Origin of the sequence: Nitrospira sp. KM1, assembly GCF_011405515.1 — a bacterium.
Classification (GTDB): Bacteria; Nitrospirota; Nitrospiria; order Nitrospirales; family Nitrospiraceae; genus Nitrospira_C.
On record NZ_AP022671.1, the window covers coordinates 1,798,697 to 1,814,231 of the forward strand.

At 56.0% G+C, this 15,535-nt stretch carries 17 protein-coding genes and 1 tRNA gene; 4 read left to right on the forward strand and 14 right to left on the reverse strand.

Going from position 1 to position 15,535, the window contains the following annotated elements; all coding sequences use genetic code 11:
• Positions 1-68: 68 nt before the first annotated feature.
• From W02_RS08180 to W02_RS08190, 3 genes are all read right to left on the reverse strand, one after another.
• A complete protein-coding gene (locus W02_RS08180; RefSeq protein ID WP_173046578.1) occupies positions 69-749 on the reverse strand; it encodes a FecR family protein in 681 nt (226 codons plus the stop codon).
• Positions 750-1,445: 696 nt separating this feature from the next.
• Positions 1,446-1,958: an RNA polymerase sigma factor gene (locus W02_RS08185; protein ID WP_173046580.1), complete on the reverse strand. Its 513-nt coding sequence runs from the start codon at positions 1,956-1,958 to the stop codon at positions 1,446-1,448.
• Positions 1,959-2,547: 589 nt separating this feature from the next.
• Positions 2,548-2,625: transfer RNA gene (locus tag W02_RS08190), tRNA-Glu, on the reverse strand.
• 135 nt (positions 2,626-2,760) lie between these two features.
• On the opposite strand from W02_RS08190, the gene W02_RS08195 reads away from it, so the two are divergent.
• Positions 2,761-3,264 carry a hypothetical protein gene (locus W02_RS08195; protein WP_173046582.1) on the forward strand — a complete coding sequence of 168 codons (504 nt, stop codon included), beginning with the start codon at positions 2,761-2,763 and terminating at the stop codon, positions 3,262-3,264.
• A 104-nt stretch (positions 3,265-3,368) separates the two neighbouring features.
• Complete coding sequence (locus W02_RS08200; RefSeq protein WP_173046584.1) at positions 3,369-3,803, forward strand: hypothetical protein; 435 nt, start codon at positions 3,369-3,371, stop codon at positions 3,801-3,803.
• 33 nt (positions 3,804-3,836) lie between these two features.
• Here W02_RS08200 and W02_RS08205 read toward each other — a convergent pair whose 3' ends face one another.
• The 10 genes from W02_RS08205 to W02_RS08250 all read right to left on the reverse strand — a co-directional run bounded on the left by W02_RS08205 (position 3,837) and on the right by W02_RS08250 (position 12,148).
• The gene (locus W02_RS08205) at positions 3,837-4,052 is read right to left on the reverse strand and encodes a hypothetical protein (RefSeq protein ID WP_173046586.1); all 216 of its coding nucleotides are present in this window, start codon (positions 4,050-4,052) and stop codon (positions 3,837-3,839) included.
• Between the two features lie 80 nt (positions 4,053-4,132).
• Positions 4,133-4,840 (reverse strand): winged helix DNA-binding protein, encoded by a 708-nt coding sequence (locus W02_RS08210; RefSeq protein WP_173046588.1) that lies wholly within the window; start codon positions 4,838-4,840, stop codon positions 4,133-4,135.
• A gap of 356 nt (positions 4,841-5,196) precedes the next feature.
• Positions 5,197-5,571: a hypothetical protein gene (locus W02_RS08215; RefSeq protein ID WP_173046591.1), complete on the reverse strand. Its 375-nt coding sequence runs from the start codon at positions 5,569-5,571 to the stop codon at positions 5,197-5,199.
• 102 nt (positions 5,572-5,673) lie between these two features.
• A complete protein-coding gene (locus W02_RS08220; protein WP_173046593.1) occupies positions 5,674-6,312 on the reverse strand; it encodes an ABC-type transport auxiliary lipoprotein family protein in 639 nt (212 codons plus the stop codon).
• Positions 6,309-7,346 carry an MlaD family protein gene (locus W02_RS08225; RefSeq protein ID WP_173046595.1) on the reverse strand — a complete coding sequence of 346 codons (1,038 nt, stop codon included), beginning with the start codon at positions 7,344-7,346 and terminating at the stop codon, positions 6,309-6,311. The genes W02_RS08220 and W02_RS08225 overlap by 4 nt, the downstream gene beginning before the upstream one ends.
• Before the next feature lie 48 nt (positions 7,347-7,394).
• Positions 7,395-8,168, reverse strand: a complete 774-nt coding sequence (locus W02_RS08230) for an ABC transporter ATP-binding protein (RefSeq protein WP_173046604.1) — start codon at positions 8,166-8,168, stop codon at positions 7,395-7,397.
• A gap of 7 nt (positions 8,169-8,175) precedes the next feature.
• The gene (locus tag W02_RS08235) at positions 8,176-9,312 is read right to left on the reverse strand and encodes an ABC transporter permease (protein WP_173046606.1); all 1,137 of its coding nucleotides are present in this window, start codon (positions 9,310-9,312) and stop codon (positions 8,176-8,178) included.
• Positions 9,313-9,430: 118 nt separating this feature from the next.
• Positions 9,431-10,201, reverse strand: coding sequence for a molybdopterin-dependent oxidoreductase (locus tag W02_RS08240; protein ID WP_173046608.1), 771 nt, complete (start codon positions 10,199-10,201; stop codon positions 9,431-9,433).
• Positions 10,191-11,009, reverse strand: coding sequence for a cytochrome b/b6 domain-containing protein (locus tag W02_RS08245; RefSeq protein ID WP_173046610.1), 819 nt, complete (start codon positions 11,007-11,009; stop codon positions 10,191-10,193). Before W02_RS08245 ends, W02_RS08240 begins: the two co-directional genes overlap by 11 nt.
• A 563-nt stretch (positions 11,010-11,572) precedes the next feature.
• The gene (locus W02_RS08250; protein WP_173046612.1) at positions 11,573-12,148 is read right to left on the reverse strand and encodes a hypothetical protein; all 576 of its coding nucleotides are present in this window, start codon (positions 12,146-12,148) and stop codon (positions 11,573-11,575) included.
• A gap of 777 nt (positions 12,149-12,925) precedes the next feature.
• Between W02_RS08250 and W02_RS08255 the strand changes: the two genes are divergently transcribed.
• Together W02_RS08255 and W02_RS08260 are read left to right on the forward strand one after the other, a co-directional pair.
• Positions 12,926-13,756, forward strand: a complete 831-nt coding sequence (locus tag W02_RS08255; protein WP_173046614.1) for a hypothetical protein — start codon at positions 12,926-12,928, stop codon at positions 13,754-13,756.
• Between the two features lie 358 nt (positions 13,757-14,114).
• Complete coding sequence (locus W02_RS08260) at positions 14,115-14,297, forward strand: hypothetical protein (RefSeq protein WP_173046616.1); 183 nt, start codon at positions 14,115-14,117, stop codon at positions 14,295-14,297.
• A gap of 196 nt (positions 14,298-14,493) precedes the next feature.
• On the opposite strand, the gene cydB is transcribed toward W02_RS08260, so the two are convergent.
• Positions 14,494-15,531 (reverse strand): cytochrome d ubiquinol oxidase subunit II, encoded by a 1,038-nt coding sequence (cydB, locus tag W02_RS08265; RefSeq protein ID WP_173046618.1) that lies wholly within the window; start codon positions 15,529-15,531, stop codon positions 14,494-14,496.
• Between the last annotated feature and the right edge of the window lie 4 nt (positions 15,532-15,535).

A 15,535-nucleotide genomic window follows, 5' to 3' on the forward strand; every position in this document is an offset into this window, starting at 1 on the left:
ACGCAGAAAAAGAGGGAGACACCCACTCAGAGGGAAAATATATTTTGCCGATCGAATAGGGCTACGGACTAAGGTGGGGAGAACAAAAGAACGAGCCGATCAGTGATGCGTATAAGTTTCACATGAAGACCTGATTCAATCGTGTTCAATGCCTCATCTATGCGAGTCGTGTCAAATACACCCGTAATAGTCTCCTCGGAAAGCTTGTTATCCATTGGAATGATGAAACCCTGACGATACCTGCTCATTTCGGCAAGCACTTCGGTGAGCGGTTGATGCTCAAAGATCAAACGGTGACGTCTCCATGCGAGGTCTCGCTGCTCATTGTAGGGTTCAACCGCGCTAATCTTTCCATCATCCCCCATTCGCACGCGGTTGCCTTGAGAAAGCTCTCGTGAATTGCTCTGTCCTGCCGAGGTGACTTGTACGGAATGCTCCGAGACGGATATCGTCGTCTGGTGAGCATCGACCCGCACATTAAATGCCGTCCCCAGCGCTTGAATTGTGCCCTGGCCAACAATCACTTGGAATGGTCTCTGTGGATCAGGTGCTACCGCAAAGAATGCTTCCCCGGCAAGAAGAGTGATTTGACGCTTTTCAGGTGTCAATGCGATTTTGATAGCACTGTTCGTATTGAGTTCTACCGTTGAGCCGTCGGTCAAGGAGACGGCGCGGGTTTCTCCTGTGCGGGAAGCGTAATCGGCTCCCCAGTGCAGCGCGTCAGACAAATACCAGGCTCCCAATATCAATCCGCAAACCGCTGCCACCATGGCTAGGCCGGTTGGCCATCGCGACGACAGGTTTCTGTGATGTTTGAGTGCAATCAGTTGCTGAAGTTGTCGATGGTTAAGGCGGTCCATCGAACTGGTGAAGGCCTCAACCTCCCGAAGCGATTGCCTATTTTGAGCGGAGTGCTCCGTCCAGTCCTGCATGTCTCGCTGGTCTTTTGGCCCAAACGAACTGCCGTGAGACTGAATATGCCACTTAATGGCTTCTGCCGTTGATTTCTGGAGCATCGCTTTATCTGAGGACTTTGGCATGGTCGTGAGTCTCAATGGTTCGTCATCTATGGATTAGACCTAGTGTGGCGTCCCACAAATTTCGTTCATAACCCGTTCGCCTTGAACCCGTCGAAGCGCATGCAGTTTCAATGACTTCCGTTCATGATTCAACAAGCTCACCACAAAGGAATTTCTGGGACAGCACACTAGCAGGATGTTGAAAAAGTCCTCCGGCTGCGTTCTCGCATCGTTCAGAGGCTCAGCGTACGGCAGAGAGTACGATTCGCCTCTTCGCTCGCTGCGGCCTTGCCGGAAGGCCTTTTTGAACACCCTGTGAGCTCTTCCGACCCGATCAGCGATCATGCCAGCTCTGTGTTTTCTGGGGTCCAAAACAGTTTTTCAACAGCCTGCTGGGCGATTCCCTTTCCATCCATCTCACATCCTTCAGATATCACCGCCAGCCTTATCAACTCGATCCTTGCAAAACGCTATTGCCTTGATCATTTGCTTCATCACGGTACTTTCCGAAACGCCCAGTTCCACCGCAATCTCACTGTACGTTTTATGTTCGAACTTATTCATGATGAAGACGGCACGCCGCTTTGGCGGAAGATCAGCAACGGCAGCTAATAACGCCTCGTATTGCTGCCTGCTGAAAATCTCAGTTTCGGCAGACGGTGCGTCATCCGGAATGTCGATCGTCAGACCGTTTTCGACTAGATGGGCGGCTTCTTTTGAGGAGCGGCGATAATGGTCTGTGACAAGGTTGGCAGCGATCCGGAAGAGGAGCGCACGCGGGTTCTCGACTGTTCGCTTTGGATCCAGCTTGACGATTCGCAGCCAGGTCTCTTGGAATACATCTGCTGCCGTCGCTGCACAGCCAATCTTTCTTAACAGGAAGCGCTCTAAGTCTTGGGAGTGGGGCTGAAAAAGTTGCAGGAAATCGCTAGGTGCCACTGCAAGAGTCCTATGAATGCCGCAGTTTGGCCGGGACTATGGCATGGAGATCGTGACCCTAGCAATAGCCGCCCGCCAGATACCTCGCACGATCTATAAACTTCAGTCCATTAGGGGCAGGAAGGCGCCCCGCACGATGGGGATGCTCGACAGCGGCGTTGGCGCACCAAACCCTTGCGAGATTGATTGGACTTTCACGTACCACGGCATCTCACGCTTTCAACACTCCTGGTCTGTCATTCAATGAGAGCCGATGAAATTAGGACGCGCGCGGTGAGCGGAACTCTTATTACGATGGCATATGCAGCGACATATCGAAAATATTGGGAATACGTTCTTCGTAGACGTGTCGGTCTCGTCCCTCGATGAGCCTCGGTTCAAGCGGGAGCTGAAGGCACGGCTTGCGAATATGAGAGGGCTCCTGGAACGGCACATCTCCTCAGCCCGCCGCCTACTCAGAGTCCTTCTTGACCAGCCGCTACGGTTCGAAACTGCACAGGTTGGAGACAAGAGGAAGTACCGGATCGTAGGGACCGGCAGCTACCTACCGCTTCTCGAAAATGGTGGTGAATCTTTGCTCCCCAGTGCGTGGTGTCCCCAACGGGATTCGAACCCGTGTTGCCGGCTTGAAAGGCCGGCGTCCTAGGCCAGGCTAGACGATGGGGACGAGAGGAGGCTAGTGCAGATCGCTTTGAGACTTACCACATTTCTCACTCTGGTGTCACTAGACGGCGGCGGCCAGTCGCGTTTTGAGCTCACATGGAGTAGGATACGGCCCTTCCCACGCAGAAGGAGAGGAGCTATGGGGGCAACGGTAAGCTCTATATGGACCGGGTCCGGGTCGTGGCGTCTGCTCCTATTGTTCTGCGGCACTCTATCCTTCACTTCTTGCGCACATGACACGTATCAAGATCGTACCGATCTTGTGAAAGATCATTCCGAAGCGTTTTACACCTATCTCAAGGCCAACCGGGTTGAGGCCGCCATTCGCGAGAATGAACAGATTGAAGCGATGGCGAGCCAGATGGGAGAGACGGTCAAGAAGCGCGCTGCGCAGCGGAACTCCAACGAAGCCACCCGGGAATTTGCGATGATGAAAACGGCTAACGAAGCCGCAGCGTCAAACTGGCTGGCGCTCGGACAGTATTTCGCAATCAAGAAGCAGTATCCGCAAGCACGCGCGACATATCAACGAGTGATCGACACCTACACCAATCCCACCGATCAGCAGGTCCGTGAACAGGCGGCACGCGCCCTCAAGGACCTCGAGATCCTTGAGCCAACCCCCGCGTCGACAAATCCGTGAACAACCGTTCCATCGGCGCTCGGGTGATTTCGCTTCCTCTTTGTGTCTCTGTCTTCTTGTGTCTTGGATGCGTACATTACATTCATGTCTCCCCAAGTCCTTCCGTGCAGGCTGTGCAAACGATTCCGTCCTCCGTCCGGATTCAAATCCCGTTTCTCGCCATCGAAGGTGCCGACCACATGCCGGGCATTCCCGCCTTCGAATGGCCGAAGAAGGACCTGCATGCGGCGATCATCGACTACGTCGAAAAGCGCCGCACGTTTGTGTCGGTGGGGAACGATGGAGCACTCACGCTTTCCATCAAGTCATGGCTCATGATGAGGTCAAGGACTGAATATCGATACACGGTTCGATTGGAATCGGATCTCGGTCCCACAGGCAAACCGCCGATTACGTCGTATGTTGCGGAAGCCGAGGAAAAGGGATCGATCGTCCGATGGGTCACGGCCTCTGATCGGAATCCGATCGAACGGGCCGTGCAGGCGACGCTGGACGATCTTCTGGCACAAATCGAAGCTGATGCCGAATTATTCCGGTAGGATCGTTCTGAGCAATACGTTCGAGCGTGACGGCTATCGACCCCGGCGTGAACGGCAAAACCAGAGCCCGGCCATGGCTCCGACCGCCATACCCGCGATGAAGAGACTTCCGGCCAGCCAGGGAAAGACCGGTTCCCAATCGCGTCTGGCACGACTTCGGAGTTCCCGATTGAGATTGGGGACGTGAGACTCGCCCCCAAGCCATTCGTCTTGAGGATGTTTGCGCGGGAACTGGGGCAACATCGTCATCGCTGGACGTACCTTCGATGTTTGTTCAGCCATCATACTACATCACACTCAGATTACTTTAGGAAAGGTGTGTACCTGAATTATCCGATGGCCGATCGTCCGCCTGTGAAAACGAGCCAGGCATCCCTCGCCTGCTCTCTCGCCGCCGGTTCGAACTCCCGGCAATCCAATCGCAGGGCAGGATCTCCAAATGGAGCGTTGACATACTCACAATGATGAGGTTGATCGGCGTCCTCATAGCGGTGTGGCTGGAAAAAACGGCAGGAGACACACATCCTCGCGACGGATATTTCGCCTCGTTCCTGCAACGTTCGGATGACTTTGACGAGCGTTTTGAGAAGCATGCTCTGTTCCGCCTGCTCCAGCATGCTGATCGCCGACACGAGATGATCGGGCTTCTCAGCGGTCGCGCCGCAAGCTTTTAAACCACGCGCTGTGAGTTCCACGGTAACGACACGACCATCTCTCGCCGTTCGGCGACGGCGCACCAGACGTTTCCGTTCCAAGGTCGCGACCGCCTCGGAGGCTGTCGGCATTCTGACCACTAGTTCATTTGCAATCACCGACACCTGGGCCATTTGACCCTGTTTTGATCGTAAAAGTGACAGTATTTGCCGTTGTAACGGCCCTAGTCCGGCCCGCCCTTCACGTCTCCAACTCCGGCTCTTCATGGCCAGGCTGAGTTTCTCGAAACCCGACGCAAGTTGCTCAACTGCTGTGGCAATTTCCTTGTCTCGCGCATCGCCCGATGACCGCGTGGGCTGTCCAATGACCCGCAAATCCGACATGGGGTCCTCCAGAAAAAATACAGGTATTTGCAGTGTAGTGCGGGTTCGAAGGCTACGTCAAGTTTTGGCAACGGAAAGAGAGGGAAAATATGGAACCAACACGAGGGATCTTGCAAGCTGATCGGAAGTATTGTGCGGGACTCTCAAATACCAGAACGAACCGTCACTGCTCTCTCGTTCTAATCGGAGGCTCCATCAGGAGACGCATCCTGTTCTTCTGAAAATCTGGACCATCCTGATCGGTCAGTGGCCCGCACAACCAGCGAATGGTACCCGTTATGCGGGATAACCCACTGATATGCCGGAAGATCCATGAGTCTCTGGCAAACGGCGGAAAGAATGTGGAGACCACCTGGTCACTCGCATCCCACCCGGTGGCCCTCTTGGATGATGCCTTCCTTATCGGCGATGAAATGGAGCTGGCAATTGAGATTCCCGCCGTAGAGAGGAAGGATATCGTAGTAATCCGCCTGTCCGGGCATGCGATCGATACCAAAATCCCAGACCATTTCGGTCCGTCCATCTTCTAATTCGTGGGGGTGAAGGTTGGGAGGACCCAGCTCGATATAGAGATCCGGCGTCTTGCCGCCGATCCACCGTTTGATGACATCATCCCAGGTCTGATACGGACCCGCGACATCACGCTTGGATGTATCGGCCGCGCACCCGGCCATCGTCACGAACAGACAGCAGCCCATCACGGTCACGGCCATCCTTGTCAACTTGCCCATAGCTCTCCCTTCAGACGATTTGCGTCGAGCATCCGGCAGCTGTGGCTCGTCCGCGAGTGGATCACATCGATCGATGACGCGTACGTATTGCGTCGCAACCATTCACCGGCTCGAAGAGGATGAGGCCGTCAGATCCACTCCCGCCAGGTCGCGGTCAAAATCCATCAGCACCTGGCGAACGGCCTGCGTCAGTCCGTCCGCCAATGCCTCCGGAGATGCCGCAGGCATCGGAACCTCTTTGCGATAAATGCGCCGAAATACGATGCCCCGGTCATGGAGGCCATCAAGGAGATGCAGTTCAATCCCGAACACCGCTTTCGGTGAACCCCCGATGCGGTAGTCACCATAAAACTCCACCACGCTCCCGTCCAGCAGATGCGTTGGTTCAACATGATTGGACCCGACAAGCACATAGTGGAACCGCCCGCTCGCGGAGAGCCAGTCATGGAACTGCTCCGTCAGTAATGCGCCCGGAGGGACGAACCATTCGTCGTAGAAATCATTTTCGTATTGGAGTTCCGACACGCGATACACCATCGCTCTGCCGGCGAACAGCGGCGATATACGAAATTTCCCGATTTTGAGCACGACTCCGGTGTCCGCTCCGACGCCGCGCGCTTCCGAAGTGACCTGCAAGACGAACGACTTCTTCTCCACGTAGGTCTTGCTGAGATTCACGCACGCGCCCAGCGTGATACAGAGGAGAAGACACACACCGGCCGCATGGCGTCGGATGGTCATCGCTTCACCGAATGGGTCTTGGGCGGGGCTTCGCCGAACAACACTTGCGAAGGATATTGCTCGACGCTTTTCGTCAGATATTTCAATTCATCAGAGACCGACCGTAAACTGTCGAGGAGGTCATCGACGGATTCACCTTTCGACATGATGAAACTGTCCACCCCGCGCATGCTCTTTCTGAGACGAACCATCACGTCCGGCAGCTGCGCCATGGCTTGCCGGACGTCTTTGGTCGTATGGCTAAGATCTGCGGACGCCTTCCGGAAATCCTGCATGGCCGCTGCGGAGTCCGTGAGCGCTTGCCTGAGGTGGGGATTGTCGAGCACGTGGCGAGTCTCCTGCACCGCTCCACGCAATTCTCCAATTAAGTGCTTCGCCTCCGTAATGATCTGGTCGGACTCGATATGCTTGACCAATTGCGTCACGGACGTGATCATGACATCCAGGTCCGATACAATTTTATCAAGCTCGATCTTCTCGAACTGTCTTGTGATCGAACGGAGGTCGGCACCCAGCTCCGAGATCGTGCTGGGAGCCGAGGGAATATACGGAGTGTTCGGCTTCCAGGCAAGTGTCATCGGGGGGTAGCGTTCGGGATCGAGAAATTCCGATTCGATGTACAGCACCCCGGTGATCCCTTGCGATCCCAATCGGAAGCGGAATCCCGCATCCACCGCCATCGCCATCAGTTTGTCCTCTTCGATCTCCGGAAAATACGCCGCGATGCTGGGGCGGATCGACATCCGCACGATCACGAGGCCCTTGGTCGGAAACATCCCCCCGGACATATCGAGAGGAATTCGATATTCCTCCCTCGCCAGCTTGATCGCCTCCACACGTCCGACATGCACGCCCCGCAGCCGCACCGGGGCGCCGACTTCGAGCCCCTGGACGGATTCGGAGAAATAGGTCTCGACCAGAATCTTTTTCTCAAACCACTTGCCGGCGCCGAGGATGATCACGGCGGCAAGTGCCAGACTCATCGCACCGGTGACGAATAATCCGATTTTGAAGAAATGAGCTTTTTGTTTCATCGAGAGAACGCGCGGTACGCCTCCTGATCGTCCGTCATCTCGACCGGCTCACGCCGCCGGCGTGGCGGCACGGTTGAAGAATTGTCGGACCCTGGGGTCTGGCGAGTGAGCCCGCAACTCCGCCGGTTTCCCCTCCGCAATGATGCTCTTCGTGCGACCGTCCAGCATGATCACGCGGTCGGCGATCGCATCGATGCTCGGCAGTTCATGTGTCACGACGACGAACGTCACCTTTAGATGTTTGGCCAAGGTCAAAATGAGCTGATCCAGCTCGGCCGCCGTAATGGGGTCCAGGCCCGCGGACGGCTCGTCCAGAAAGAGGATGCGCGGATCAAGTGCCATGGCTCTGGCAATCGCCGCGCGCTTTTTCATTCCGCCGCTGATCTCGTCCGGCAATTTGTGGGCGGCAGGGCCCAACCCGACCAGGTTCAGTTTCATCAAGGCGATGGTTTCGATGGCCTCGTCGGGCAAGTCGGTATACTCTTCGAGCGGCAACCGCACGTTCTCGACCAGAGTCATCGATCCGAATAGCGCTCCATGCTGGTACATCACACCGAACTTTCCCAGAATCTTCAATCGCTTCGATCCCTCGGCCGCTGCGAGATCTTCGCCCTCAATGAAAATCGAACCGGCAGCGGGCCTGTATAAACCGATCATATGTTTGAGGAGCGTGCTCTTCCCGGACCCGGACCCGCCCAGAATGACGAAAATTTCTCCCGCGTTGACCGTGAACGTCAAGTTTTTCAAGATGACGGTGTCCTGGTACGCCGCCGTGAAGTTCTCGACCTGAATGATCGGTGTCAATTCGTCACGATCGGTCATGATCGACCTAGAGATCCAGATAATAAAATACGACTGCGAACACGCCATCCACGATCGTGATCAACACCAGCCCGCTTACAACCGCGCTGGTGGTGGACTCTCCGACGGCGCTGGCTCCGCTCCTCGTCTGCAGGCCCCGCAGACACCCTACGGCTGCCACGACAATGCCGAAGACGAATGCTTTGCACAGGCCGCCCACCATATCGCCGATGGTCACGGCGGACGTCACCTGAATGACATAGGTCACGAGAGGAAACCCCAGCGACCGCATGACGACCGCTCCGCCAACCAATCCAAGGAATGCCGCCCACACTGCGAGCAGGGGCGTCATGGCCACGGCGGCAATGACGCGAGGCACCACCAGAAACCCCACCGGCTCCAACCCCATCGTCGTCAGGGCATCGATTTCCTCGCTGACCTTCATGGTTCCCAACTCCGCCGCGAAGGCGGATCCGGAGCGGCCGGCCAGAATGATGGCGGTCAGCAGCGGCCCGAGTTCACGGAGCATCGAAAGCCCGATCAAATTCGCCACATAGATATCTGCTCCGAACTGACGCATGGGGATTGCGGCCTGAAACGCCATGATCAACCCGAGAAGAAAACCCAGCAGGGCTACGATCGGCAAGGCGTTCACCCCCACGAGTTCCGCAGTCCAGAATGCATCGCTCCAGCGGACCAAACCCGGATGCCGGCATGCCCTTCCCATCGCCACGCATAACTCTCCGACAAAGGCGATAAGCGCCATCGTGTCCTGTGCAAGCGTCACAGTTGCACGCCCGATCTGTTCGAATATCGATTCGACCGGCGAGGGAGGATCCGGACGTTCCTCTCCCTTGGGTCCGTACAAATCGATCAGCGCGCGGCACCCGGCATCGAGGGAGCGGATTTCGAAAGTTCCCTTTCTCAGTTGCTGCCGACGCCGCAGCTCCAACAGGAGAGCCGCCCCGGCTCCGTCACAATAGGTCAGCCCACGTGCGTCGATGATCAACTTGGAGGGATTGGAAGCGGTCAGCCGTTCGAGTGCAGTCCGCCAGGCCTGCCCTGTAGTCCTGGCATCGAGCGGCCCTGTAATGGAAAATACGAGATCGTCATGCGAAGAGGCGTGCGTCCTGAGGACGCCTTGTGCCGTCTCTACAGATCTCATCGGAAGGCTGGTCCCCGGGGGTCCCGTGGGGGTCGATTGTACGAGAGAAATCTCCTGAGATTCAACAGCCTTAGGACGGGCAGGCCTGCTCTCGCTGCTGCAATGACAAGCAGATCAGCTAGATACCTGCATACCATTCATAACCTTGATCTTCCCAATAGCCTCCTTTTCCTCCTCCGATGGGTTCAAACGTATCGACCACCACGATCTTGGCAACATACTTCGCGTGCTTGTATCCGAGCTGACGCTCGACCCGGAGTCGCAACGGAGCGCCGTGTGCCACGTCGAGGGACCGTCCATTCAGGTCATATGCCAAGATCGTCTGAGGGTGAAAGCAATCCGCCAGGGCCATGCTTTCATAGTAGGAAATCCCTTGGTCATCGATGTCGGCACAATGAAACATCACATACCGTGCGTTGGAGCGCGGTCCCGCCGACCGCAGCAGGTCGCCCAACGGCACGCCGGTCCATTTGCCGATCGCGCTCCAGCCTTCGACGCAATCATGCCGGGTGATTTGAGTGCGCGCCGGCATCGCCTTTAGTGCGACCAGCGACCATGCGTGAGGGCGATCGACCAAGCCGCCGATCTCCACCGTCCATTTAGAAAAATTCTGTCTCATATGTCCGGCATATTCGGCTGTCCCCGGGTCCGTGTTCCCATTGGCTGGAAATACGCTGGAGATGTCCGCCTCTGTATATTCCTTGGCCAAGGCATCCGCCGGCGTGATGATTCCCTGCACCAGACCGGTCAAGTGTTCCGTGGCATGCATGATCTTGGGAAACCAGTCGCTCGCGGTGAGATTGTCGCACCCTGAAACGGCGAGCGCTCCCGCCGCCCCCGCAGCGCCTTTCAAGAATTCCCTGCGCTTGATTGGCCGCTCAGACTTCATGTCGCGCTCCTTGTTCGGTCTTGATCATGAACCAGCCGGTGATCATCGATCGAACATTGTTGAAAAATCCCGAGATGATAACCTGCGTGATATGCACGAGGATGAATCCCACGAAGCTGAAACAGGCCAAGAAATGAATCGTGCGAGCAGCTTGCCTCCCGCCGAACATCGTAAGCAGCCAGGGGAAGGCCGCATCGACGGTGGGCGACATGGTGAGGCCGGTCAACACGATCAACGGAGCCAACAGGAATATGACTGCCACGTAGGCGATTTTCTGCAAAACATTGTAGTGTTTGGCCTCTTCTACCCTGGGGTGTCTCAAGACCAGATGATCTTTGAGCGCTTGTCCGATTGTGCGAAGATCTCGACCGGTGGGAAGCAGATCCCGCGTGAAGTGCCTGCCGATGATGGCATACGCTGTGAAGATCAACCCATTGATCACGAACACCCATGCGAACAGCAGATGCCATTGCCGTCCCATTGCCAGCCATCTGGGCCCTGGAAGGGTCGCCCAGGCGGGAAACGCCCGGCCGCTATGATCCGAGTATCCGAGCACCCCGGTCGTATCGAATTGGAACCCCAAAACGGTCGTGATGCCCCGTACCTCGCCGTTGTTTCCCCGTACCGGGAGAATCGATAACAACGGACGTTCTCGATCCGATCGATCACCCCAGTAGAGAGCCGGATGCGCGTTGAAGATTTGCAGCCCGCTCATGATCAGAATGGAAAGGCAAACGACATTGAGCCAATGGCCGATCCGTACCGGAAGCGCGTGACGATAGACTTGCAGCTGGGCAGAGGTTCTCATGGAGGAAGACTGTCCCGCATGATCAAGATGTTCACTCGAACCGCGGTCAGCGGGCTTTGCAGATCTTGGCGGATTCATGTTGACCTCATGTATAAGCGTGCGGAGGTATGTCGTACTCCAGCCGCATATCTTACAGAGGGGAACCCCTTCGCTGAAGCCCTGTACATAAAGGAAAGGAGGGATCTGCTTTCAGCACGCAGGAGCGACCGATGGGCTGTCGAAGGAAAAGAGAGAGACGAAGCGGTATGAGAGCCCAAACCGGCTATGGCTGGCCTTGGCCAGGAGAACCAGAACCGGGTGACGGGGATGGAGATGGCACTGGATGCGGAACGGGAGCAGGATTCGGCACAGGGTTTGGAGCCGGCGTAGGTGACGTTGGTCCCGGGCCTGATGGTTTGGGCGTCGGATCCGTCGGGCCAGGGCCTTGAGCGATTATCCCTTGCGGCATGGCGGCCATGACTCCAACGCATATGACCAGCGTGAGCAGTCCGATATACATCGGTCCCCGCCACAGGTAATCAGCCTCACGACGCAATGAAGAAATGGCCTTACAAGCTTTTACATTACCCGAATGCACTCGATCCTCCGTGTCGCGCCAATAGGTCACGGATAACGACCGCGTTATGGTCTGCCCTATTATCTGCGGTGACTGTAATGAGAATTTTCCCCTCGTTCACTGCCTGGTCGTATTGCCGTGCAGTAGATTCCGGCATGTTGATGCTGACGAGGCTCCCGACCAATCCGCCCGTGGCCGCCCCTACACCGGCTCCAGTTACGACTGATGCACCGGTTAAGCCTAGCGCGGAGGCAAGCATGCCACCGGCTACCAATGGCGTAAGCCCAGGGATAACGATCAGGCCGGTTGCTGTCAACAAACCAGCCAGGCCACCTACCATAGCACCAGCCATGGCACCACGTGCTGCATCCTCCTCGGGGGACGGTGGAGTGGCTACCTGGTCCAAGGACTCCGTATGCCTCATAGCGAGACCGATTCGGTTTTCAGGAACGCCATTTTCTTTCAATTCTTTGACAGCTTCCGACGCTGACGTGAAGTCGGGCATGAGTGCGGCGATGACAGACGGCTGAGTTTCCGTTGGCTTGGTGATTGGTGAGAATGGTCGCGTACTCGCCATAAACATAAAAATCTCCTACTCAAATCTGTGGCAAAAAATATAATTCTGGGAATGAATCGTATGATAGATAACTCTTTTAACTCACTGGCTTGGAGAATAGGTCTAATATGCTCTGCTGGTCAGAAAGGAGGACAGAACATACGTACTCGCCAAAGAAATGTGCAAAAATCGCACCTTCATGTATTGCAAAAAACCACTTATAGATCAGTCACATGGTAAATTTTATTTCGAATGATTAGAGACAATATGTCGCCTAGCAGACAAATCGTCCCTCATTTTTTCCCCTTACGTATTCGGACTATTCGACCTGCTATTGGCTAACCGGATCGATTCCTCTCTCAGGCTCTTCCGCCGGCGGCTCTTTTGTCGGCGGATCCCTTCTTGGGGTGCATCCTCATCAGGCTCTCTTCTTTTGCCAAAATGGGATCAGGATCCGTGACCGGGAGGGTTTCTTGTTGTACCGCTGACCAAGTTGAGTTTCCACCCCACCCATCTCCCCTTGCTCCCCTTGAATACTTGCCCAGACCTTTGGCACCTCGTTCACCATCTTCCTTCGCTGCATGCAATGGTCCCACCAGCAGACAAATGACCAGGAGAGAGAAAATGTCTCTAAATAGCAAGTTGTCCGCTCACTCTGTGCCCAGTCACAAGCATCATGAGCGACCTCGTCACGTTCAGCCGCATATGTTCACGAAAAACCACGATCGAGTCCCAACGGCTCATCTCTTGCTTCAGTACCGTTGATAGAGCGCTTACGGCATTGATCACATGAAAGGAGTTGTCATGAAAGAAGTCTTTCGCATGGGCATGATGAAAATGATGAGATCCACGACCGCGCCGGCTGCTGCGGCTTTGGCCTTCTGGACGGGCTCTCTGTTGATGGTATCAATCGCGATGGCAAGTGACGTAATTGAGAAACAGGAAGTCGGAGCGCTTCTTTCGGAGCAGCGCCCCGTCTTAGGGACAGTCCAGGCGGTTACCGCAGATCAAATAAAAATAGACATCGGGGAAGTACAACCGCGTTTTGTTCCCCTCAAGCAGGCGCAGGAAAAGAGTTCCGCTCCAATTGCTGTAGGAGATCGCGTGATCATCGTGTTGAATGAGCAGAACCTGGTCGTCGATTTCCACTCGGCAGACACAGGAACGAGTCAGCATGAAATCGTGAAAGGGGCGATCGCCCAAGCGCTGGCGGTGGGTCAAGAAACCGCGGTGATCACATCAGACGGAACAGAAACTTCGTTTCCGATCCGTTCCCAAGTCCGCAGTAAACTGGCAGCGATTCCGGTCGGCATATCGGCCATATTTCTGATTGACGAAACCGGACAGATTGCGGATGCCACCTTCACCGACGTCCAGGCGGCGAAACAAGCGCACCATCAGCCTGAGCGGAAATCACCGATCAAGGCGCCGCACAATCAGGTAGATGGAATGATCGTCGACCCGCTGCATGCCAACCGGATTACCATTCAGACACCGTCGGGATCAAAAAACTCTTATGAGGTTCGCGACAACCTGCATCAGAAATTTGCCGCACTTCAGAAAGGAGACAACGTGATCCTGTTGATCGACACGGAAAACAAGGTCATCGATATGGCGAAACCGCGTTCCCGTTAGCGTTTCTACGGCCCACAGCGCGCCTTCACTGGGCGCCTGTGGGTCTAAGCATCACAGACATCCGCATCTCCCATACGTTATGTGGATCAACCGTGACGAGACCGTCCTTCCAATGCGTTGGCCAACGCGTCGGATCGATATTTGATACTAGCAGGATGTTGAAAAAGTCGCTCATGTCACCCGCCCGCCCGGACGTGCCAAGACACGTCTTCACCAGGCTTTGTTCTCGCGGGACACTGCCGTCTCACTATCTCGGCGGCGTTCACAGGCGTGCCGTGCCTTATTCGGCACGGCGTGAACCTCAGAGGCTCAGCATACGGCCCCGGGCAAGAGCGGCTTTGGCCGCTCAGGGCGGCGGGTGAGACCTGGGAAAACGACTGCCCCGCAGTCGGTGGGCGGGCGGGTGCAAAAGGCTACGCTTCGCCTCAAGACACTGGGCGCTCACCGACTCGCGCGCCCATCCGCAACCGTGGCGCTCATTATTCTTCGCGCCGCGGACCTCGCTGCGGCCTTGCCCGCGGAACGGCGCGTTGCGGGATAACGATTGCAAAGCAATCGGTGGGTGGGAGGGTGGAAATGGAATCGCCGGGGCTGGCTGGGTGAGAACAGCAGCCTTTTTGAACATCCTGTGAGCTCTTCCGACCCGATCAGCGATCATACCCGGCTCTGTGTTTTTCCGGGGTCCAAAACAATTTTTCAACAGCCTGCTAAGGAATCGCTCGGCACTGCCGCCAGATTCAATAGGAGGAATTGGACCCGACTTTCCCCCTGAAAAGCCGGTGCAGATAAACTTGATAGATCACGAGAAGAGGAAAAGCGACCATGAACCACTGTAAGCCGATCTGGAGACCGTATGATCCTGCTATGGCATTAGTGACCGTCAAACTATAAGACGGGTCGGTCGTCGCGATCAAAATGTTCGGATAGGTACCCCATGCAATACCGGTAAGCATGAACAGAATCAGCGCGCTTGAGGCTGAGAATGCGGCAGCCTCCTGCTCCGGTTTTCTCAGGAATATGGTGGCGGCCACGGCGCACACCCCGGCAAGAGGGAAAAAGAATCCGGCAGGATGTTGCTCGTAGTTCAGGTGGAATGACGGCCGGACGAGTGCGATCGCCGCCATGACTAGCGCGATGAAGGCGGCAGAAACCCAACTCGCGGCCGCGGCCATACGTCTGGCCCGCCGGCGCAATTCTCCATCGGTTTTCATCGCCAGATAACTAGCGCCGTGCATACCCAGTATGGCCAGGCTGGTCGCGGCGGTCAGGAGGGTGAACCAATCGAGGATACCGGGGTTTGGACCTGTGAGGAAATCAGTCCAGAGTGCCACAAAGAAATAGCCGTCCCGATTGAGCGGCACCCCGCGGATCAAATTCCCCAGCGCTGCACCGAATACAAGGGCCAGCATCGTACTGGAGGCCATGAGCGCCAGGTCCCACAATTGCCGCCAGACGGGATGATCCAGATGACCGCGCAATTCAAGCGCCAGTCCCCGTGCGATCAGCAGCCACAGCACGATGATCAGTGCCAAGTAAAATCCGCTGAAGCCGGCAGCATAGGCCTTCGGAAATGCAAAAAACAGCGTTCCTCCGGCCCCGATCAGCCAAACCTCATTGCCCGTCCACACCGGCCCGATGGCGGTGAGTGCCGCCCGCCGCTCAGACTCCGTCCGCGCCACGAATGGATAGATGAAGCCAACGCCGAAATCATACCCATCGAGTACGATGTACATCGCGAGCATGAAGGTCACGGCGATGTACCAGAATGTTTCCATGTGC

What these genes read in the sequence shown, in the direction of transcription:
- W02_RS08195 (WP_173046582.1), top strand. Translation starts at nt 2,761, where the DNA reads ATGGGGGCAACGGTAAGCTCTATATGGACCGGGTCCGGGTCGTGGCGT.
- W02_RS08205 (WP_173046586.1), bottom strand. Translation starts at nt 4,052, where the DNA reads ATGACGATGTTGCCCCAGTTCCCGCGCAAACATCCTCAAGACGAATGG.
- W02_RS08210 (WP_173046588.1), bottom strand. Translation starts at nt 4,840, where the DNA reads ATGTCGGATTTGCGGGTCATTGGACAGCCCACGCGGTCATCGGGCGAT.
- W02_RS08215 (WP_173046591.1), bottom strand. Translation starts at nt 5,571, where the DNA reads ATGGGCAAGTTGACAAGGATGGCCGTGACCGTGATGGGCTGCTGTCTG.
- W02_RS08220 (WP_173046593.1), bottom strand. Translation starts at nt 6,312, where the DNA reads ATGACCATCCGACGCCATGCGGCCGGTGTGTGTCTTCTCCTCTGTATC.
- W02_RS08225 (WP_173046595.1), bottom strand. Translation starts at nt 7,346, where the DNA reads ATGAAACAAAAAGCTCATTTCTTCAAAATCGGATTATTCGTCACCGGT.
- W02_RS08230 (WP_173046604.1), bottom strand. Translation starts at nt 8,168, where the DNA reads ATGACCGATCGTGACGAATTGACACCGATCATTCAGGTCGAGAACTTC.
- W02_RS08235 (WP_173046606.1), bottom strand. Translation starts at nt 9,312, where the DNA reads ATGAGATCTGTAGAGACGGCACAAGGCGTCCTCAGGACGCACGCCTCT.
- W02_RS08240 (WP_173046608.1), bottom strand. Translation starts at nt 10,201, where the DNA reads ATGAAGTCTGAGCGGCCAATCAAGCGCAGGGAATTCTTGAAAGGCGCT.
- W02_RS08245 (WP_173046610.1), bottom strand. Translation starts at nt 11,009, where the DNA reads ATGAGAACCTCTGCCCAGCTGCAAGTCTATCGTCACGCGCTTCCGGTA.
- W02_RS08250 (WP_173046612.1), bottom strand. Translation starts at nt 12,148, where the DNA reads ATGTTTATGGCGAGTACGCGACCATTCTCACCAATCACCAAGCCAACG.
- W02_RS08255 (WP_173046614.1), top strand. Translation starts at nt 12,926, where the DNA reads ATGAAAGAAGTCTTTCGCATGGGCATGATGAAAATGATGAGATCCACG.
- cydB (WP_173046618.1), bottom strand. Translation starts at nt 15,531, where the DNA reads ATGGAAACATTCTGGTACATCGCCGTGACCTTCATGCTCGCGATGTAC.